This is a genomic window from Halomonas sp. HMF6819 (assembly GCF_044335525.1).
Taxonomy (GTDB): domain Bacteria; phylum Pseudomonadota; class Gammaproteobacteria; order Pseudomonadales; family Halomonadaceae; genus Vreelandella.
The window spans coordinates 139,394-158,845 of sequence record NZ_JBIQVY010000006.1 but is presented as its reverse complement, the minus strand read 5'-3'; the positions used below and the strand labels follow the sequence as shown (position 1 = coordinate 158,845).

Sequence of the window (19,452 nt, the reverse complement as noted above, 5' to 3'; positions counted from 1 at the left end):
AGGGGCACTCCCATGCCAGTAGCGGAACAAAAACCGGAAGCGTCCACATCCTTCACTCCGTACGAGCCGGCACCGGGTGAAGAGTACATGAACGACAAGCAGCTTGCGCACTTTCGCCAGCTGCTGCTCAACTGGAAGCAGGACCTCATGGAAGAGGTGGACCGCACCGTGCGCCACCTGCAGGAAGACGCCAATAACTACGCCGACCCCGCCGACCGGGCGACCCAGGAAGAGGGCTTTAGCCTGGAACTGCGTACCCGGGATCGCGAGCGCAAGCTTTTGAAAAAGATCAACGAGACCATCGAGAACATCGACGAGGACGACTACGGCTTTTGCGAGGCCTGCGGCGTCGAGATCGGTATTCGTCGTTTGGAAGCGCGCCCCACCGCCACGCTCTGCGTGGACTGCAAAACGCTGGCCGAGCTCAAGGAGAAGCAGCTCGGCGGCTAAGCACCGCCTCGATGTCTTGAAAGCGGGCACCCTCATGGGTGCCCGTTTTTTATGGCTTGCCGGGTAATTTCACCTGCCGCATCATGGCGTTTATGACCACTTTTTCTCGCTACCGGGGCCGCTTTGCGCCCACGCCCTCCGGCCCGCTGCACTTTGGCTCATTAGTGGCGGCGCTTGGAAGCTATCTGGACGCCCGCGCCGCCGGCGGGCAGTGGCTCGTGCGCATCGAGGACATCGATCCGCCGCGCTGCCCACCGGGCACGGACACCACCATTTTGCGCCAGCTCGAGGCGTTCGGCCTGCACTGGGACGGCGCAGTGGTGTGGCAAAGCGCCCGCGGCGATGCCTACCAGTCGGCGCTCGAGCGCCTTCGCGAGCAGGGCCTGACGTATCCTTGCAGCTGCTCGCGCAAGCAGTGGCAGGGCCACGACGTCTACCCCGGCTGGTGTCGCGACGGCCCTGGCGAGCCTGGCAAACCCATCGCCTGGCGGCTTCGAAGCGATCTTGGCCAGCGCCCAATCGCTTGGCCGGACCGTCTCTTTGGTGAGCAGCGCTTCGACCCGGCGGATCTGGGCGACGTGGTGCTCAAGCGCAAGGATGGCCTTTGGGCGTACCAGCTCGCCGTGGTGGTGGACGACGGCGACCAACATATCAGCGATATCGTGCGCGGGGTCGATCTGCTCGATAACACGCCCTGGCAGGTTCAGCTTCAAACGGCGCTGGGCTACCCGGTACCGCGCTATCTGCACCTGCCGCTGGTGATGTCGCCAGACGGCCAGAAGCTCTCCAAGCAGAACCTGGCGCCGGCGCTTGCAAGCGAGCCTGCTGCCATCGCCCGCCAGCTTTTCCAGGCGATCGAGACGCTCGACCAGGCGCCACCCGCCGAGCTCGACGGCGCCGCGCCCGCCGAGCAGCTCGCCTGGGCGGTGGCGCACTGGCGCGTCGAGCGCGTCACACCCGCCGCCGAGCGGCCTATCCTCAGCGCGCACAGGGAAGAGAATTGACATGTACGTCTATCGCCTGCTGCTGTTTCTGGTGTTCGGCGGCTATCTGCTGTCGCCGATATTGATGGGCGGCTGGAACGAGCCGGGCACCGCCTGGTACCGGCCGTTTTTGATCTGGGGCGCTTTAATCGCGCTGACGCTGTGGCTCGAACAGAAAAGGAAGCTGGATGAGCGCTGAGCTGGTCGTCGTTCTCGGTCTGGGCCTTGGCTACTTCGCGCTGTTACTCGGCTGCGGGGTGGCGATCGAGCGCGGGCGAATTCCGGTACGCGTGACCCGCCATCCGCTGGTCTACACCCTGGCACTCGGCATCTACGCCAGCGCCTGGGCGGTATACGCCAGTATCGAGTTCGCCTCGCAGGCGGGCTTTGGCTATCTCGCCTACTACCTGGGCGCGGCCGGCGCGTTTTTGCTCGCCCCGGTGCTGCTGGTGCCGATCCAGCGCATCACGCGCACCTATCAGCTCTCTTCGATCGCCGACCTGTTCGCGTTTCGCTTTCGCTCGCGCTGGGTGGGATCGCTGGTCACGCTGTTGAGCCTGTTAGCGGTGCTGCCGCTGTTGGGGATTCAGGTCAAAACCCTGAGCGAGGCGGTCTTCCATCTGACCCAAAGCCGCTACAGCGATGGTGTCGCGCTGCTGTTTTGCGCCGCCATCGCGCTCGCGGCGATTCTCTGCGGCGCGCGCCACCGTCACCAGCACCGTCACGATACGCTGCTGGGCATTTTGGCGCTGGAGTCACTCATCAAACTCGCGGCGATGCTGGCGCTCGGCGGCGTGGCGCTTTGGTGGGTGTTCAGCGGCCCACAGGATCTGCAGCAGTGGCTCGACGGCCCGGGAGCCGCGCTTCAGGCCGCCACGCCCAGGCTCGAATCTGCCCAGTGGCGTACGCTGCTGCTGCTGTTCTTCGCCGCCGCCTTCATGATGCCGCATCTTTTTCAGATCACCTTCGCCGAAAACCTGTCGCGCCATACGCTGTTGCAAGCGAGCTGGACGTTGCCGCTTTATCTATTGCTGCTGGCGCTGCCGGTGCCGCTGGTGTGGTGGGCGGCGCAGTCGATTGCCAGCGAGATACCGCTGCCCGCCTACGCCGCTTACCTGCTTTCCAGCCACTGGGGCGTTGGGTCGCTCGCCTTTGTCGCCGGGCTCGCCGCGGCCAGCGGCACCATGATCATGATGGCGCTGTCGCTCTCCGGTATGGTGCTCAACCACGGCGTGCTCGTCGCCCGGCCGCCGGAGGCGCGCAGCAACCTTTACGGCTGGCTCTTGTGGCTTCGTCGCGCGCTGATCGTGGCGGTGGTGGCCAGCGGCTGGCTCTTTGCCGAGGGCATCAGCCGCGATCACACCCTGACCGATTTGGGCCTGGCGGCGTTCGTCGGCATCGCCCAGTGCCTGCCGGGCATGCTGGCGCTGCTCTACTGGCCCGGCGCCAACCGCAACGGCATGGTCGCAGGGCTCATTGGCGGCGCGCTGATCTGGCTCTGGGGGCTTTGGCTGCCGCTGCTGCTAAAAGCGCCCTTGCCGGCGCTGGTTTTCATCGACCTGATGCCCCCGGGTGCGCCGGACTGGTACACCACCACGCTGATTTCGCTTTCGGTCAACATCGTGCTGCTGATCGTGGTATCGCTTTTCACTCGCACCTCGGAAGGCGAGCGCAGCGCCGCCGAGGCCTGCTCGGTGGACGCGGTGATTCGCTCCAAGCGCCTGCCGTTGGAAGCCGCCAGCGCCCGCGACTTTCAAGCACCGCTGGCCCAGGCCCTGGGCGACGAAGCCGCCGATCGCGAGGTCGCACGGGCGCTCAAGGCGCTCAACCTCGGCCCGGAGGAGCGCCGCCCCTACGCGCTGCGCCGGCTGCGCGACCGCATTCAGGCGAACCTTTCCGGGCTGATGGGGCCGTCGGTTGCCCGCGACATCGTCGACCGCTATCTGCCCTACCGCCACGACGACACGCCGGGCACCGACGACATCCACTTCGTCGAGAGCCGACTCGAGGCCTACCGCTCACGGCTAACAGGCCTTGCCCGCGAACTCGACGGCTTGCGCCGCCACCACCGCCAGACGCTGGCTTATCTGCCGGTCGGGCTTTGCGTGCTCGGCGATGACGACGAACTCACGCTCTGGAACCAGGCGCTGTCCGAGCTCTCGGGTATCAGCGGCGAAAGCGTCATCGGCGCTCACCGCGACAGCCTGCCCGCTCCCTGGCCGGCGCTTCTGGCCCAAGCGCTCAGCGCCACCGGCGCGCCGCTCTATAAACAGCCGGTCAATCTGCATGGCCGCGATCACTTTCTCACGCTGCACAAGGCGGCGCTGAGCGGGCTCGATAGCCGCGGCGGCAGCGTCATCCTCGTCGAGGATCACACCGAAATGAAGTGGCTGGAGGAGGAGCTGGTGCACGCCGCGCGGCTTGCCTCGATCGGCCAGCTCGCCGCCGGGGTCGCTCACGAAATCGGCAACCCCATTACCGGCATTTCGTCGCTTGCTCAGAATCTGCGCTTCGACACTGACGACCCGGCGCTGCTGGAAACCGCCGACCATATCCAGACGCTGACCGAGCGGGTGAGCAAGATCGTCAACTCACTGGTCGGCTTCGCCCACGGTGGGCGCCAGGCGCTGGCCCCGCCCGCCGAGCCGGTCGCGCTGGGTCAAATCACCGACGACGCGCTGCACTTGATCCACCTGGCCCGCTCGGGCGAGGATGTCACCTTCGATAACGCCTGCCCGGCCGCACTCATGGTTCAGGGCGACCGCCAGCGTTTGACCCAAGTGATGGTGAATCTATTGGGTAACGCCCGGGACGCCTGCCAGGCGCCGGGGCGGGTCACCGTCGAGGCCGGCGAGCACAACGGGCTTGTGTGGTGGCGGGTGACCGACAACGGCGAAGGCATTGCGCCGAGCGTGAAGGATCATCTGTTCGAGCCCTTCACCACCACCAAGGCGCCGGGGGAAGGCACCGGGCTTGGGCTGTCGGTGGCCTACCAAATCATCAGCGAACATCAGGGCCGGATCGAGTGCGCCTCGCCCCCCAGCGGACAATCGCGCGGCACCGCCATGACGCTTTGGCTGCCGCTTTACCAACAGGATGATCGACCCGCACATGGCTAGGATACTGATTGTTGAAGACGAAGCGATTATTCGCAGCGCCCTGAAGCGCCTTCTGGAACGCAGCCAGTTCGAGGTCGTCGAGGCCGACAGCGTCGAGCAGGCCCAAACGCATGCACTGTCGGAGTTCGATCTCATCATTAGCGATCTGCGCCTGCCCGGGGCCCCGGGCACTGCGCTGATCGAGGCCGCCGCCCCGGCGCCGGTACTGATGATGACCAGCTACGCCAGCATGCGCTCGGCCATCGAGGCGCTCAAGCTCGGCGCGGTGGACTACGTCGCCAAGCCGTTTGATCACGACGAACTGCTCGAAACCGTGCAGGGCATCCTGCACAAGCGCGCCATGGCCTCGGGCAGCGCTCCCTCGATCACCGACGAACGCGGCACCCGATCGATGATGATCGGCGACTGCGCCGCCATGCAGCACGTCTACATGCGCATCAAAAAGACCGCGCCGGCGGACGTCAGCGTGCTGATCCAGGGCGAGTCCGGCACCGGCAAGGAGCTGGTCGCCCGAGCGCTTCACCAGCAGAGCAAGCGCGCCCAGGCCCCCTTGATCTGCGTTAACTGCGCCGCGATTCCCGAAACGCTGATCGAATCCGAGCTGTTCGGCCATGAAAAAGGCGCCTTCACCGGCGCCAGTGCCGCCCGCACGGGGCTGGTTGAAGCCGCCGACGGCGGCACGCTGTTTCTCGACGAAATAGGCGAGCTTCCCCTGGATGCCCAGGCGCGGCTTCTGCGCGTGCTGCAGGAGGGCGAAATCCGCAAGATCGGCTCCGTCGAAACGCGCCATGTGGATATCCGCCTGATCACCGCCACCCACCGCGATCTGCGCGCGCTGTCCAAAAGCGGCGAGTTTCGCCTGGATCTTTACTACCGCTTGAACGTCATGCAAATCGCGCTGCCCCCGCTTCGCGAGCGCGACGAGGACGTGCTGAAAATCGCCGACATCCTGCTGGAGAAAGCCTGCAAGCGCCACGAACGCCAGGGCCTACGGCTCTCCCGCGCCGCGCGCCAGGACCTGCAGGATTACCCTTGGCCCGGTAACGTGCGCGAGCTGGAAAACGCCCTGGAGCGCGGCGTGATTCTCGCAGAAGGCCACCTGATTCACCCGGACGACCTGGGCCTTGGCCCGGTGACCCACCGCCCCGCCCCTCCCGCCGCGTCGGATTCCCAGGAGGCGCTCGAAGACGAAGAGGATCTGTCCCTCGAGGACTATTTTCAGCATTTCGTTTTGGAGCACCAGGATCAGATGAGCGAAACCGAGCTTGCACAAAAACTGGGCATCAGCCGTAAAAACCTGTGGGAGCGGCGTCAGCGGCTGGGCATTCCGCGCAAAAAGACCGCCAAGCGCCCGGATCAGGGCTAGAAAAAGCTCATCTCTGAAACTGCGCTACATCACTTACAACTAACGTCCAATAGCCTGATTTGAAAAAGAAATATCCTGAATTTAGCTTTTTTGCCCTGTTACCTTCCCACACATCGAGGGTTAAAAAACGCCGTTTTGGAGGTAACACTTCAAGCGCCTGGCCCGCGCAAAATTTTCTGAAATTTTACAAGCCAATGAAATAGCGCTTTTTTTCGACAAGTGGCACGGCAGGTGCAGTATTACTCGGTAAGAAGAATAAATCGGGCAGCGGTTTGATAGCGCTCACAACAATAACAACGAGCCGTACCGCGAAAACCTCGCCACAACAAAAACAACAGGGCGAGGGTGAGACAAGGCACCAATAACAACAAATGGCTAACGTCTCAGAAAGTGCTGGCGCCATGAGTGGCGCAAGAATAACAACAATCGATAGCAAAGCCCGAAAATGGACGCGACGTACGCAGGAGACGACGAATAACAACAAGCGTTTCGAGCCGTACACCCCGGAGCCAACAACAACTCGCCGGGAGAGAAAAGTTCGCGGTTGGATTATTGCTTTGAATACGAGGCGGTCAAGGCCTGGCAAGACGAGGCCCAATAAGTACAGCTTTTTGACTGCGGTGCGTATTCAGGGCGATGTGCCATCATGAAGAAAAATAGCAGCATGGATGCTGAACTAAACGAATTGACAGGGGAGGCCCACTTGGCCTCCCCTTTCCGCGTCTGGGCACTGTGTTTTACGGTGCCTCGACGACCTTGCTCTGAAAACCGTGCCTTTGAGAGCGTGTCTTGAAGATCGCGCTAAAAGGCGTTAAAACGCGGCGATCCACCCGCCAACGCGCTGTGTTTTTGGCAATCCCGGTTTCAATGCTTTGCAAGGCGTTGGGGGTCGGCTACACTCGTCGACTTATCATTTACCAAATCTTTTGTTAAATACCCTACGTTTTAACTGCGAGTCGATACCATCGCATGTTTAGAGGACTTACCCGTTTTTTACCTGGTTCGGGAGAGCAATTGAAAAAACTGCTCGATTCCCCAGACAGCCCCGTCGAGGCCCTGACGCCCCAAGTCATCCCCCGCTCCGAGCACCCTGTGTCGCGCAAGCAGATCAGCGATGCCGCCTTGAAAGTTCTTTATCGATTGGACGGCGCGGGCTATGAGGCCTACCTGGTCGGCGGCTGCATCCGCGATGCTCTGCTGGGTGAAACGCCCAAGGATTTCGACGTCGCGACCAACGCCACGCCCGAGCAGGTGCGCGACCTTTTCCGCAACTCACGGCTGATCGGCCGGCGCTTTCGCATCGTTCACGTACGCTTCGGGCGCGAGATCATCGAAGTCACGACCTTTCGTGGCAAACCCCAGGACGAGCACGGTGACAATATCGCCCAGCAGTCCGACGATGGGCTGCTGCTTCGCGACAACGTCTGGGGCAGCATCGAAGAGGACGCGCTGCGTCGCGACTTCACCGTCAACGCGCTCTATTACAGCATCGCCGACTTCTCGATCCACGACTTCGCCGGCGGCATTGGCGATATCAACGCGCGGACGCTGCGCCTGATCGGCGACCCGGCGACCCGCTATCGCGAGGACCCGGTGCGCATGCTGCGCGCGGTGCGCTTTGCCGCCAAGCTCGGCTTCGAGATCGCCCCGGACACCGAAGCGCCGATGTACGATCTTGCCCCGCTGTTGCTGCAAATTCCGCCGGCGCGGCTGTTCGACGAAGCGCTCAAGCTCTTCATGTCCGGCCAGGGGCTGCTCACCTTCCAACTGCTCAGCCACTACGGCCTGTTCGGCATGCTCTTCCCCGAAGCCGAAGAAGCGATGGCGGACGCGGCCTGGGTCGAAACGCTGATCGAGCAGGCGCTGAGAAACACCGACCAGCGCATCGCCAATGACCGCCCAGTCACCCCGGCGTTTCTGTTCGCGGCGTTTTTGTGGGGGCCGGTGGCGCTTCGTGCCGCGGCGCTTGAAAACGAGGGCATGCCTGCGGTACCCGCGCTGCAAACCGCGTCCCAGCAGGTGGTCATGCGCCAGCTTCAGCACATCTCGATTCCCAAGCGTTTCGGCATGCCGATGCGCGAAATTTGGGAGCTGCAGGCGCGCCTGCCGCAACGCCGCGGCAAGCGCGCGTTCCAGAGTCGCGAGCATCCGCGCTTTCGCGCCGCTTTCGATCTGCTGCTGCTGCGCGAGCAGGCCGGTGAACTTCCCCGCGGTCTGGGCGACTGGTGGGAAGCGTTCCAGCAGGGCGACGAGCACGAACAGCGCCGGCTTTTGCAAAAGGTCGGCGGCGACCCGGCAAGCCAGGGCGACCGGCGGCGCAAGAAACGCCGCAAGCCGTCGCGCAAGCCCGATTGATGAGTGGCATGCAGATCGCGCGGGCCTATATCGGCCTTGGCAGCAACCTCGACGAGCCGGTGAGCCAGGTACGCCTGGCGATCAAAGAACTTGGTGAGATGCCGCTAAGCAGCGTCAAGGCTGTGTCGTCGCTCTACGCCAGCCGCCCGGTCGGCCCCCAGGATCAGCCGGACTTCGTCAACGCCGTCGTCGAGCTCGAGACCGCGCTTTCACCGCTTGCGCTTTTGGATCAGCTTCAGGGTCTCGAGCAGCGCCACCGCCGCCGTCGGCTCAGGCACTGGGGCCCGCGCACTCTCGATCTGGATCTTTTGCTTTTCGACGATGCCTGTATCGAGCATCGGCGCCTTAAAGTGCCCCACCCGCACATGCGAGAGCGCGCCTTCGTACTGGTGCCGCTCAAGGAGCTTAACCCCACGCTCATCGTGTTCGAGCGCCCGCTCGAACACTGGCTCCAGCGCATCGCTGAGCCCGGCCTTCAGCGGATGGTCGAGGATGGCCCGGGCTAGACCTTTTGCCCGCTCGACACCGCGCGCTTTCCCGGGTAACAATCGGGCCCTCTATCGCGAACCGACGAATGCTCCCGCATTCCCCAGGACAGAGAGCCCGCCATGAAACCCGTCACCATCAGCACTCTCAGCGCCTTGAAGCGCGCCAATGAGCCGTTTAGCTGCCTGACCGCCTATGATGCCTCCTTTGCCAGTGCGGCCAGCCGCGCCGGCATCGAGGTGCTGCTGGTGGGCGACTCGCTAGGCATGGTGCTGCAAGGCCACACTAGCACCCTTCCGGTGACCGTCGATGACATCTGCTACCACACCGAGTGCGCCGCCCGCGGCAAGGGCGAGAGCCTGTTGATGGTGGATGTGCCCTTCATGAGCAATGCCACGACCGACACGCTTTTGAAGGACGCCGGACGGCTGATGCGCGCCGGCGCCGAAATGGTCAAGGTCGAAGGCGAGGCGTGGATGGCCGACGGCGTGCGCGAGCTGACCCGCCGGGGCGTGCCGGTGTGCGCGCACCTGGGGCTGACGCCGCAAGCCGTGCATCAGCTCGGCGGCTACAAGGTGCAGGGCCGCGACGCCGCGGCGGCCGAGCGTATCCTGAACGATGCCAACACGCTGGTGGACGCCGGCGCTTCGATCATCCTGCTCGAGTGCGTGCCGGCAAGCCTTGGCAAGGCCGTGACCGAGGCACTGTCGGTGCCGGTGATCGGGATCGGCGCCGGCCCCGATACCGATGGGCAAATACTGGTGATGCACGACGTGCTTGGCGTCACCCACGGCCACACGCCGCGCTTCGTCAAAAACTTCATGATTGATGCCGACAGCATTTCAGGGGCCTTCGAGGGCTATCATGCGGCGGTCAAAAGCCGCGCCTTTCCCGCCGCCGAGCACTGTTTTTAGCCGCTAATCCCGTTTAACTTTCAAGCTCCATTGTCAGGCGATTTTACCATGCGCACGCTGCACGACTTAGCCGATTTACGAGCCACGCTCACCCAGCATCGCCACGCCGGAAAGCGCATCGCGCTGGTGCCCACCATGGGCAATCTGCACGCCGGCCACGTGGCGCTGGTGGAAACCGCGCGCCGCCACGCCGATATCGTGGTGGCGAGCTTGTTCGTCAACCCGATGCAGTTCGGCCCCACGGAAGATCTCGACGCCTACCCGCGCACGCTGGATGCGGACCAGGCCAAACTCACCGAGGCCGGCTGCGATCTGCTGTTCGCCCCGTCCGCTGCCGCGCTCTACCCCAACGGGCTGGAGGGCCAGACCCGGGTGCAGGTGCCCGTGGTGTCCGAGGGACTTTGCGGGCGCGCACGCCCTGGCCACTTCGACGGCGTAGCGACCGTCGTGACCCTGCTGTTCAACCTGGTACAGCCGGACATCGCCCTGTTCGGCGAGAAGGATTACCAGCAGCTGGCGGTCATTCGAAAGCTCACGGCGGATCTGCACCTGCCGATCGAGATACTGGGCGTTGCGACCCAGCGCGCCGAGGATGGACTGGCGCTCTCATCGCGCAACGGCTATTTAAACGAGGCCGAGCGCGCCACCGCCCCGGCGCTTTACCAAACGCTCACGTCGGCCAAAGCGGCGCTCGAGCGCGGCGAGCCGGCCCCAACCGTGCTTGACCGGGCGATTGCCGCACTCGGCGCGGCGGGCTTTGCGCCGGACTACGTGGAGCTCAAAAGCGCCGAGCTCGGCCCGGTCACGCCGCAGACGCGCGAGGCCATTTTGCTGGCCGCGGCCAAACTCGGCCCGGCGCGGCTGATCGACAACGTCCGCGTCACGCTGGGCCAATAGCCTACGCAAGCCCTTCGCGCGCGAGCCAATGGCGTATTGTCGCAACGCACAACTTTCCCTATGCTGAAAGAACACGCTGGAAACAACCAGGTTGAAACAATCAGGCGCTTAAAATAACCAAACGCTTGAAGCAGCTAACGCTTGAAACAACTGACGCTTGAAACAAACAGGCGCGTTCACAGGCCCACGGCCTTATTCATATCGGGAGTTCTGTCATGCAAGAAGTGGTCATTGTCGCCGCACGGCGCACCGCGGTGGGTAGCTTCGGCGGCTCGCTCGCGGGTATTTCTGCAAGCGATCTCGGCTCATACGTCATCAAGGACATCCTCGCCTCCACCGGTGTCTCGCCGGACCAAGTCAACGAAGTGCTGCTCGGCCAGGTGCTGACCGCCGGTGTCGGCCAGAACCCGGCGCGCCAGGCCTCGATCAAGGCGGGCCTGCCGGACTCCGTCCCGGCCATGACCATCAACAAGGTATGCGGCTCCGGGCTCAAGGCGGTGCATCTGGCAACGCAAGCGATCCTCTGCGGCGACGCCGACCTGATCATCGCCGGCGGCCAGGAGAACATGTCCGCCTCGCCGCACGTGCTGCCGCACTCGCGCCAGGGCCAGCGCATGGGCGACTGGAAAGCGATCGACACCATGGTGCACGACGGCCTGTGGGACGCCTTCAACGACTACCACATGGGCATCACCGCCGAAAACCTGGCCGAGAAGTACGGCATCACCCGCGAGCAGATGGACGAATTCGCCGCCCAGTCACAGCAGAACGCCTCCAACGCGATCAAGGAAGGCAAGTTCAAGAGCCAGATTGTGCCGGTCGAGATTCCTCAGCGCCGGGGCGACCCGATCGTGTTCGACACCGACGAGAACCCGCGCGAAGTCACCGCCGAGAAGCTCGCCGGCATGAAACCCGCATTCAAGAAAGACGGCACCGTGACCGCGGGCAACGCCTCGTCACTCAACGACGGCGCCGCGGTGGTCATGGTCTGCTCGGCCGAGAAGGCGAAAGAGCTGGGGCTCGAGCCGCTGGCGCGTATCAAGGCCTACGCCAATGCCGGCGTGGATCCGGCGATCATGGGCATCGGCCCGGCACCGGCGACCCGGCGCTGCTTGGAGAAAGCGGGCTGGAGCCTTGAGGACCTGGACCTGGTCGAAGCCAACGAAGCCTTTGCCGCCCAAGCGATGTCGGTCAACAAGGAGCTTGGCTGGGACGTGTCGAAAGTGAACGTCAACGGCGGCGCCATTGCCCTTGGCCACCCCATCGGCGCCTCGGGCTGTCGCGTGCTGGTCTCCTTGATTCACGAGATGATCGCCCGCGACGCCAAGAAGGGCCTCGCGACGCTGTGCATCGGCGGCGGCCAGGGCGTGGCGCTGGCGATCGAGCGCTAGTAAACCTGACCAGCAGTAAATTAAAAAGCCTCGGCAATTTGCCGAGGCTTTTTGGTTATCTCGCACCCAGACGCGACCGGAAGTCGCCCTACGCGGGGGTCTTTCGCCAGGGATGGCGAAAGTAGCGTACAGGGAGGTATTCACAGCGCCCCCGCGTAGGGCTGCTGTCGGGCCACCGTTCTTGAAACCCGCAACCTCCAGATTCGACCCTCAGCGAATCCGCCCCCCGTTGACCAGCCTTGACGGCGTGCGCGCGACCAGCACCACGCCGATCAGAAACAGCACCGCGGCGGCCCACATGGTGGTGGGCAGGCTCGTGGCGTCGACTACTCGCCCGCCGATCAGCGCCCCGACCCCGATCGACATGTTGAACACGAACGCCATCAGCGCGGTGGCCGCTTCGGTATTCGGCGCGGTGCGCAGTATCCAGGTCTGGATGCTCACCGAGATGCTGCCAAAGATCGCCCCCCACACCATTAACAGCGCCACGCCGCTGACCGGCTGGGTGCCCAGCAGCGGGTAGCTGGCCACTACCAGCAGCAACAGTACCGGAATGGCCAGCACGGCGGCGTAGGGGTTGCGCGCCGCCTTCATGCCTGCCACCACGTTACCGATGAGGCCGGCGGCACCGTAGAGCAGCAGCAGAGTGCTGACATTGCGCTGCTCGATACCGCTGATATCCTGCAGAATCGGGCTGATGAAGGTGTAGGCAACAAAGTGGCCCACGACCACGCAGGCGGTGGTGAGCACCGCTACGCGCACACCGCGGTTGAACACCTGCTGGAAGAGCATGCCAAGGCGTACCGGCTCGCGAGGCGGCAGCGTTGGCAGCCACAGCCAGATCAGCCCGGCGGTTAGCAAGCTAAAGCCGCCAAGCCCGCCGAACACCCAGCGCCAGCTGCTGATATCCCCAAGTAGCGTGCCCAGCGGCACGCCGAGCACCGAGGCCGCGGTCACGCCGCCGAAAATGATCGTCATCGCGCGGGCAACCTTCTCCTCGGGCACGAGCCTCGGTGCGATGCTGCCGGCGATGGCCCAAAAGCCGCCGATGCTCATGCCGATCAGCGCACGCGCAGCCAGCAGCAACACAAAGCTTTCCGCCATCGCCGAGAGCACGCTTCCAAACGTCATGCTGATCATCAGGCCAGTGAGCATCACCCGCCGATCGAGCCGGCCTACCGCCACCGGGAGAAGCGGTGCGGAGAGCGCCGCCACCACGCCGGGCACCGTGACCATCAGCCCGGCGGTACCCTCAGTGACACCCAGATCCAGCGCAACCTGAGAGAGCAGCCCAATCGGTAGCTGCTCGGCGGTCACCAGTAGAAAGATGCCGCTCATGACCGCAATGACCGCCCACCACCTTGCCTGCTGCTCCATGCCCTCTCCTAACGTCCTGCGTATCCAAACGATTCCGCCCCCGCAGCCTAGGGCTGCGGGGGCGGAGTGAACACCGCGGTCAAGCTTACTCGGCGGCGCTTTCGCTCTGCGCGGCGAAGGCCGCTTTCTCTTCCTCGGTGATCTCCTTGATGGAGAGCTTCACGCGGTTGCGGTTGTCGATGTCGAGCACCTTGACCACCACGTCGTCGCCTTCGTTGAGGAAGTCGCGTACGTTGTTGACGCGCTCCTGGACGATCTGCGAGATGTGCACCAGCCCGTCGGTGCCCGGCATGATGTTCACGAACGCGCCGAAGTCGGCGATCCGCACGACCTTGCCATTGTAGAGCTTGCCGATCTCGGCTTCCGCGGTGATCGCCAGTACCGTGTCGATCGCAGCCTTGGCCGCTTTCTTGTCTTCGGCGTAGATACGCACGGTGCCGTCGTCGTCGAGATCGATAGACGCGCCGGTGTCTTCGCAAATCTTGCGAATGGTCGCGCCGCCCTTGCCGATAACGTCGCGGATCTTCTCCGGGTCGATCTTGATGGTGGCCATCGACGGCGCGTTCTCGGACACCTCGGTGCGGCTATGGTTGATCACGGCGTTCATCTGCTCGAGGATCGCGATGCGCGCGTGGTGGGCCTGCTGCAGCGCGGTCTCCATGATCTCTTCGTTGATGCCTTCGATCTTGATGTCCATCTGCAGGGCCGTAACGCCCTCTTCGGAACCCGCGACCTTGAAGTCCATATCGCCGAGGTGATCTTCGTCACCCAGGATATCGGTCAGCACCGCGTAGCCTTCCGGGTCCTTGACCAGGCCCATGGCGATACCGGCGACCGGCGCTTTCAGCGGAACACCCGCGTCCATCAGCGCCAGCGAAGAGCCGCACACCGAGGCCATGGAGCTCGAGCCGTTGGATTCGGTGATTTCGGAGACCACGCGAATGGTGTAGGGAAATTCGTCTTCAGAGGGCAGCATCGCCTGCACACCGCGGCGCGCCAGGCGACCGTGACCGATTTCACGACGCTTCGGCCCGCCCATGAAGCCGGCTTCGCCCACCGAGTAGGGGGGGAAGTTGTAGTGCAGCATGAAGCGGTCCTTGCGCTCACCTTCAAGCGATTCGATCAGTTGCGAGTCGCGAAGCGTGCCCAAGGTCGCGACGGCGATCGCTTGGGTCTCGCCGCGGGTGAACACCGCCGAGCCGTGGGTTTTGGGCAGCACGCCGACTTCGATGGCAAGCGGACGAACGGTAGTGTTGTCGCGGCCGTCGATACGCGGCTCACCCTTGACCACGCGCGAGCGCACCACGCGCTTCTCGAGGCTCGAGAACGCGCCCTTCACTTCGTCGCGGTCGAACTTGTCGTTGACCGGCTCACCGTCAACGGCGCCCAGCGCTTCAATGGCCTGCTCTTTCAGCGCGGCCAGCGCGTCCTGACGCTCCATCTTGTCGGTGATGCGGTAGGCTTCGCCCACCTTCGTTTCGAACTGCTCGGCCATGGCGGACTTGAGCGCGGCGTTCTCTTCAGCGGCCTGCCACTCCCAGCGCGGCTTGCCGGCTTGCTGGGTCAGTTCCTGAATGGCGCTGATGGCGACCTGCATTTCCTGATGGCCGTAAAGCACGGCGCCGAGCATCTCGTCTTCCAAAAGCTCCTGGGCTTCGGATTCGACCATCAGCACGGCGTTCTGGGTGCCGGCAACGACCATGTTGAGCTCGGAGGTAGCAAGCTCTTCGACGGTCGGGTTCAAAAAGTAACCCTGCTCTTCGCTGAAGCCGACACGCGCCGCGCCGATCGGGCCGTTAAACGGCACGCCGGAGATCGAAAGCGCCGCCGAGGTGCCGAGCATCGCCGCGATATCCGGATCGTGATTACGATCGGTGGAAAGAACGGTACAGATCACCTGCACTTCGTTCATGAAGCCCTTCGGGAAAAGCGGACGGATCGGCCGGTCGATAAGGCGCGACGTCAGCGTCTCTTTCTCGGTGGGGCGCCCTTCACGCTTGAAAAAGCCGCCGGGAATCTTGCCGACCGCGTAGGTCTTTTCCTGGTAATGCACCGACAGCGGGAAGAAAGCCTGATGAGGGCTGACTTCTTTCTTGGCGACGACAGTACACAGCACCACGGTGTCGTCCATGGTGACCATAACGGCACCGCTTGCCTGGCGGGCGATGCGCCCGGTTTCCAGGGTGACGGTGCTGCGGCCAAATTGAAACGTCTTTTTTACCGGATTCACGGCGACTTCCTTTAACATAAAATAGCTACTTGTCTTTTCTGGGGTCGTTTTGACTGCCACTATTCTAGGCGGTGTAGCCTTCAAGGGCCACCAGAAACCCGAAATAGCCCCGCGCCGGGCCTCACTCCCTGCCCTCACCATCGGCGGTGGTGTATTCTTTTTGCCCATGAGACTAGAGCCCCCGGCGACCACGCCCGAGAAAATCGGTTTTCTGCTGCTGCCGCGCTTCGCCATGGTCGCCTTCTTCTCGGCCATCGAGCCGCTGCGCATTGCCAATCGCCTCAGCGGCACAACGCTGTTCCAGTGGCAGGTAATCAGCCGCGATGGAGCGTCGGTGATCGCCTCCAACGGCATGTCCTTGGAGGTCGACACGCCGATGCAGAGCGCCACCAGCGTCACGAGCCTGGCGGTGTGCGCAAGCTTCGAGCCGCTGCGCGCCATCGACGACGCGCTGCTCGACTGGCTGCGCGCGCAAAAGGAGTGCGTGCTAGGCGGCGTCGATACCGGCTGCTACGCGCTGGCCGCCGCCGGACTCCTGGACGACTCGACGGTGACGCTGCACTGGGAGTGCCTGCCGGATTTTCGCCGCCGCTTCCCCCATGTCGATGCAGTCGAGTCGGTGTTCGAGGTCGATAGTTCAAGCTTTTCCTGCGCCGGCGGTAGCGCGGCGATCGACATGAGCCTGGACCTGATTCGCCGCCGCCACGGCGAGGCGCTGTGCGCCCGGGTGCGCGAGCAGTTGATCCACGATCAGGGGCGCCTGCCCGCTAGCCGCCAGCGCGACCCGATCACGCCTGCCAACCCGCTGCTCGAACGGGCAATCGCGCTGATGGAGAGCCGGCTCGAGTCGCCGCTGCCTGTCAGCGCGCTGGCTCAAGAGCTTGGCATCTCCTGGCGCCGGCTCGAACGGCTCTTCTCCCAGCACTTGGGCACCTCGCCACAGCGCGCTTACCAGGCCAAGCGCCTCGAGCACGCCCACCAGCTTCTGAGCACCACCTCGCTCAGCGTCGTTCAGGTGGGACTTGCCTGCGGCTTCGCCTCGCCTTCGAGCTTCGCCCGCGCCTTTCGCCGCCAGCACGGCGTTACGCCCAGCCAGCTACGCCAACGGGGAGTGTCGAATCGTGCATAGTCGGCGTCGAATCTGGTCGCGTCGAGGCAGGTAAAGGACGCCATACTCGGCGGATCTTACAACGCCAAGGAGGCTCCATGACGACCGCGACCGCTTCTCTCGATCTGCCCTGTACGCCGGACTACGACGCCTGGCCGGTGGAGGCGAGTATCGCCTCGGTAAGCGCCACGCCGCGTATCGTGACCCTGCGTTGGAGCGATGGACGGGAGAGCCGCTACCACAGCATCTGGCTGCGCGAAAATGCCGCCGACGACACCACCATCAACCCGGCCACCCGCGAGCGTATTTTGGATCTTTCGCAGCTTTCCGGCTGGCCCGAGGTTGAGCGCGCCGAGATTGACGCCGCTGGCGCCCTGGCGGTTACCTTCGCTTCCGATAACAGTCGCCTGCGCTTTCACCCAGGCTGGCTGCGCGCCCACGACTACGACAATGCCGACGACCCCGAAGCGCCGCTGGTACCGGTGACGCTGTGGCACGGCGGCCCGGAGAGCGTGGCGGACACCCTCGACGCATCAGGGCTGCTCGAAAGCGACGCGGGGAGTGATGAAGAGGCACGCATTCTGAAGCCGGCGCTCGAAAGCGTGCTGGGCAAGGGATTGGTGCGCCTGCGCGGTCTGCCCACCGAGCCCGGCTCACTCGAGGCCATCGCCCGGCGAATCGGACCGGTGCGTCCGACCAATTTTGGCCAGCTGTTCGACGTGAAGGCCAAGCCCAACCCGGACTCCAACGCCTATACCTCGATCGCGCTACCGCCACACACGGACCTGCCGACCCGCGAGTACCATCCGGGCCTGCAGATGCTGCACTGTCTGGAGAACAGCGTCGAGGGCGGCCAGGCGGTGATGCTCGACGGTTTCGCTGTCGCTGAGGCGCTGCGCGCGCGCCACCCCGCCGCCTTCGAGACGCTGACCCGCGTGCACTGGTGCTATGCCAATACCGCTCGGGTCACCGACTACGTCTGGTACTCGCCGATGATTCGCCTGAACGAGCGCGGCGAGCTGCTCGAAGTGCGCATCGCCGACTTTCTACGCGGGCCGCTGCAGGCGCCCTTCGACGAGGTCGAGACTGCCTACGCGGCGCTGATGATGCTGCAGCGGCTGCTGCGCGAACCCGAATTCGCCCTGCGCTTCAGCTACGCACCGGGGGATCTGGTGATCTTCGACAACCGCCGACTGCTGCACGCCCGCGACGCCTTCGAGGGCAGCACCGGACACCGCTGGCTGCAAGGATGTTACATGGAGCGCGACGAAGTGCGCTCGCGCTATCGGATGTGTCAGCGCCGCGAGCGCGAGATGCGCTTGAGCTCGAGATAAGCCTCGAGCCCGGCCGGGCCGAGCTCCCGGCCGATGCCGCTGCGCTTCATGCCGCCCCAACTACCCTGGGGCGGCGCGATTTGGTCGCTATTACACCAGACGTTGCCTACCTCCAGGCGCAGAGCGATCGCCTCGGCACGATCATCGCTTCCCGCGACCACCGTCGCCGCCAAGCCAAAGTCGCTGTCGTTGGCAAGCGCGATCGCTTCGTCGTCGCCCGTCACGTGTCGCGCGCAAAGCAGCGGCCCGAAGATCTCTTCGCGCCACAGGGCGCTGTCGGTAGGCACATCGCGATAGAGCCGCGGGGCGACGAAAAAGCCGCTGGCCGGGTGTGGCGCAAGCGTGGTGCGGCTTTCGAGCTCAGTCTCGCGGGCGCGGTCGATGAAGGCCTCTATACGCTCACGCTGAAGGGCGCTGACCACCGGTCCCATGTCGGTGTCCGGTGCGTTTGGGTCGCCCAGACGCAGCGCCTGCATGGCGGCGTCGATTCTCTCGAACAGCGCTTCGCTTACGCGTTCATGGACCAGCAGCCGGCTGGTAGCCGAACACATCTGCCCGGCGTTGTAGCAGATGCCGTTGATCACCAGTTCGCAGGCGAGGTCGAGATCCGCGTCCTCGGTGACGATGATCGGCGACTTGCCGCCGAGTTCGAGTGACACCGGGCGCGTGCCGTGGGCCGCGGCGCGCATCACCGCCTCGCCCACGGCGTTGCTGCCCGTGAAGGAGAGCTTGTCGATGCCCGGATGATCGCCGAGCGCGGCGCCGACGTTGGCGCCATCGCCAAGCAGCAGGTTGAATACCCCCGCCGGGGCCCCCGCCTCGTGCATTACCTCGGCGAGCACGCGCTCGGGCAGCGGCGTCACTTCCGAAGGCTTGAACACCACGGTGCAGCCCGCGGCGAGCGCCGGGGCGAGCTTCCAGGCGCTGCTCACCAGCGGGAAGTTCCAAGGCGTGATCAGCCCCGCCACCCCGACCGGTTCCCAGTAGCGGCGCACCTCCAGCTCCGCCTGCTCGCCAGGCTCTCGCTGGCCTTGGCGCTCGCCGAGCGCTGCTGCTGCCTCGGCGTAGTAGCGGTAGCAAGCGATGGCATCGTCGAGATCCTGATGCGCCTCCGCAAGCGGCTTGCCGTTGTTGAGACTCGACATCGCCACCAGCGGCTCACGCCTGGCAGCGAGCCCTTCGGCGATCGCTGCCAGGCACTCGCCCCGGCGCGCCGCCGAGGTGGCCCGCCAGCCGGGCAGCGCCCGCCGCGCCGCCGCCACTGCGGCATCGACGTCCCGCGCATCGCCCCGGGTCACGCGGGCAATGACGCCGCCGTCGAAGGGGTTGGTGACGTCGAGCAGCGCCGTGCCCCGGCTTGGCTGCCAGGCGTTGTCGATGAACTGCTCGTCGAGAGTGGGGATAGACGAGAGAGGGGAATATGCGGACATCGCGCAGATCCT

General features: G+C 64.4%; 15 protein-coding genes. 12 read left to right on the top strand and 3 right to left on the bottom strand.

From position 1 onward, the window contains the following. Nucleotides 1-12: 12 nt before the first annotated feature. The 10 genes from dksA (at nt 13) to ACGLWX_RS16105 (ending at nt 11,961) form a co-directional block, all read left to right on the top strand. Nucleotides 13-450, top strand: coding sequence for an RNA polymerase-binding protein DksA (dksA, locus tag ACGLWX_RS16150; RefSeq protein WP_252108446.1), 438 nt, complete (start codon nt 13-15; stop codon nt 448-450). 92 nt (nt 451-542) lie between these two features. After that, nucleotides 543-1,454 (top strand): tRNA glutamyl-Q(34) synthetase GluQRS, encoded by a 912-nt coding sequence (gene gluQRS, locus ACGLWX_RS16145; RefSeq protein ID WP_396241251.1) that lies wholly within the window; start codon nt 543-545, stop codon nt 1,452-1,454. A 1-nt stretch (nt 1,455) separates the two neighbouring features. Further along, nucleotides 1,456-1,632 carry a hypothetical protein gene (locus ACGLWX_RS16140; RefSeq protein ID WP_252108443.1) on the top strand — a complete coding sequence of 59 codons (177 nt, stop codon included), beginning with the start codon at nt 1,456-1,458 and terminating at the stop codon, nt 1,630-1,632. Then, nucleotides 1,622-4,552, top strand: a complete 2,931-nt coding sequence (locus ACGLWX_RS16135; protein WP_396241249.1) for an ATP-binding protein — start codon at nt 1,622-1,624, stop codon at nt 4,550-4,552. Before ACGLWX_RS16140 ends, ACGLWX_RS16135 begins: the two co-directional genes overlap by 11 nt. Then, on the top strand, nt 4,545-5,918 hold the full coding sequence (locus tag ACGLWX_RS16130) for a sigma-54-dependent transcriptional regulator (RefSeq protein ID WP_396241247.1): 1,374 nt from the start codon (nt 4,545-4,547) through the stop codon (nt 5,916-5,918). The genes ACGLWX_RS16135 and ACGLWX_RS16130 overlap by 8 nt, the downstream gene beginning before the upstream one ends. Before the next feature lie 969 nt (nt 5,919-6,887). Then, nucleotides 6,888-8,273 (top strand): polynucleotide adenylyltransferase PcnB, encoded by a 1,386-nt coding sequence (gene pcnB / locus ACGLWX_RS16125; protein ID WP_396241245.1) that lies wholly within the window; start codon nt 6,888-6,890, stop codon nt 8,271-8,273. 8 nt (nt 8,274-8,281) lie between these two features. Then, nucleotides 8,282-8,779 carry a 2-amino-4-hydroxy-6-hydroxymethyldihydropteridine diphosphokinase gene (folK, locus tag ACGLWX_RS16120; RefSeq protein WP_396241243.1) on the top strand — a complete coding sequence of 166 codons (498 nt, stop codon included), beginning with the start codon at nt 8,282-8,284 and terminating at the stop codon, nt 8,777-8,779. A 102-nt stretch (nt 8,780-8,881) separates the two neighbouring features. Continuing rightward, the gene (gene panB / locus ACGLWX_RS16115) at nt 8,882-9,673 is read left to right on the top strand and encodes a 3-methyl-2-oxobutanoate hydroxymethyltransferase (RefSeq protein ID WP_396241241.1); all 792 of its coding nucleotides are present in this window, start codon (nt 8,882-8,884) and stop codon (nt 9,671-9,673) included. 48 nt (nt 9,674-9,721) lie between these two features. After that, the gene (panC, locus tag ACGLWX_RS16110) at nt 9,722-10,570 is read left to right on the top strand and encodes a pantoate--beta-alanine ligase (RefSeq protein WP_396241239.1); all 849 of its coding nucleotides are present in this window, start codon (nt 9,722-9,724) and stop codon (nt 10,568-10,570) included. Nucleotides 10,571-10,785: 215 nt separating this feature from the next. Next, the gene (locus tag ACGLWX_RS16105) at nt 10,786-11,961 is read left to right on the top strand and encodes an acetyl-CoA C-acetyltransferase (protein ID WP_396241237.1); all 1,176 of its coding nucleotides are present in this window, start codon (nt 10,786-10,788) and stop codon (nt 11,959-11,961) included. 210 nt (nt 11,962-12,171) lie between these two features. On the opposite strand, the gene ACGLWX_RS16100 is transcribed toward ACGLWX_RS16105, so the two are convergent. Both ACGLWX_RS16100 and pnp read right to left on the bottom strand, forming a co-directional pair. Further along, complete coding sequence (locus ACGLWX_RS16100) at nt 12,172-13,338, bottom strand: MFS transporter (protein WP_396241235.1); 1,167 nt, start codon at nt 13,336-13,338, stop codon at nt 12,172-12,174. Nucleotides 13,339-13,423: 85 nt separating this feature from the next. After that, entirely contained in the window at nt 13,424-15,586 is a 2,163-nt protein-coding gene (gene pnp, locus ACGLWX_RS16095; RefSeq protein ID WP_396241233.1) for a polyribonucleotide nucleotidyltransferase, read from the bottom strand. 148 nt (nt 15,587-15,734) lie between these two features. Here pnp and ACGLWX_RS16090 point away from each other — a divergent pair, with 148 nt between their 5' ends. After that, entirely contained in the window at nt 15,735-16,697 is a 963-nt protein-coding gene (locus ACGLWX_RS16090; RefSeq protein ID WP_396241277.1) for a GlxA family transcriptional regulator, read from the top strand. Nucleotides 16,698-16,774: 77 nt separating this feature from the next. Continuing rightward, a complete protein-coding gene (locus ACGLWX_RS16085; protein WP_396241231.1) occupies nt 16,775-18,010 on the top strand; it encodes a TauD/TfdA family dioxygenase in 1,236 nt (411 codons plus the stop codon). Here the strand turns inward: ACGLWX_RS16085 and ACGLWX_RS16080 are convergent. Further along, nucleotides 17,971-19,440: an aldehyde dehydrogenase family protein gene (locus tag ACGLWX_RS16080; RefSeq protein WP_396241229.1), complete on the bottom strand. Its 1,470-nt coding sequence runs from the start codon at nt 19,438-19,440 to the stop codon at nt 17,971-17,973. The genes ACGLWX_RS16085 and ACGLWX_RS16080 overlap by 40 nt on opposite strands. Nucleotides 19,441-19,452: the final 12 nt, after the last annotated feature.

Excerpts from the sequence above, each read along its gene's own strand:
- gluQRS (WP_396241251.1), top strand. The coding sequence starts at position 543 with ATGACCACTTTTTCTCGCTACCGGGGCCGCTTTGCGCCCACGCCCTCC.
- ACGLWX_RS16105 (WP_396241237.1), top strand. The coding sequence starts at position 10,786 with ATGCAAGAAGTGGTCATTGTCGCCGCACGGCGCACCGCGGTGGGTAGC.
- panC (WP_396241239.1), top strand. The coding sequence starts at position 9,722 with ATGCGCACGCTGCACGACTTAGCCGATTTACGAGCCACGCTCACCCAG.
- ACGLWX_RS16085 (WP_396241231.1), top strand. The coding sequence starts at position 16,775 with ATGACGACCGCGACCGCTTCTCTCGATCTGCCCTGTACGCCGGACTAC.
- dksA (WP_252108446.1), top strand. The coding sequence starts at position 13 with ATGCCAGTAGCGGAACAAAAACCGGAAGCGTCCACATCCTTCACTCCG.
- ACGLWX_RS16140 (WP_252108443.1), top strand. The coding sequence starts at position 1,456 with ATGTACGTCTATCGCCTGCTGCTGTTTCTGGTGTTCGGCGGCTATCTG.
- ACGLWX_RS16080 (WP_396241229.1), bottom strand. The coding sequence starts at position 19,440 with ATGTCCGCATATTCCCCTCTCTCGTCTATCCCCACTCTCGACGAGCAG.
- ACGLWX_RS16090 (WP_396241277.1), top strand. The coding sequence starts at position 15,735 with ATGAGACTAGAGCCCCCGGCGACCACGCCCGAGAAAATCGGTTTTCTG.
- ACGLWX_RS16100 (WP_396241235.1), bottom strand. The coding sequence starts at position 13,338 with ATGGAGCAGCAGGCAAGGTGGTGGGCGGTCATTGCGGTCATGAGCGGC.
- ACGLWX_RS16130 (WP_396241247.1), top strand. The coding sequence starts at position 4,545 with ATGGCTAGGATACTGATTGTTGAAGACGAAGCGATTATTCGCAGCGCC.
- pcnB (WP_396241245.1), top strand. The coding sequence starts at position 6,888 with ATGTTTAGAGGACTTACCCGTTTTTTACCTGGTTCGGGAGAGCAATTG.
- ACGLWX_RS16135 (WP_396241249.1), top strand. The coding sequence starts at position 1,622 with ATGAGCGCTGAGCTGGTCGTCGTTCTCGGTCTGGGCCTTGGCTACTTC.
- folK (WP_396241243.1), top strand. The coding sequence starts at position 8,282 with ATGCAGATCGCGCGGGCCTATATCGGCCTTGGCAGCAACCTCGACGAG.
- panB (WP_396241241.1), top strand. The coding sequence starts at position 8,882 with ATGAAACCCGTCACCATCAGCACTCTCAGCGCCTTGAAGCGCGCCAAT.
- pnp (WP_396241233.1), bottom strand. The coding sequence starts at position 15,586 with ATGTTAAAGGAAGTCGCCGTGAATCCGGTAAAAAAGACGTTTCAATTT.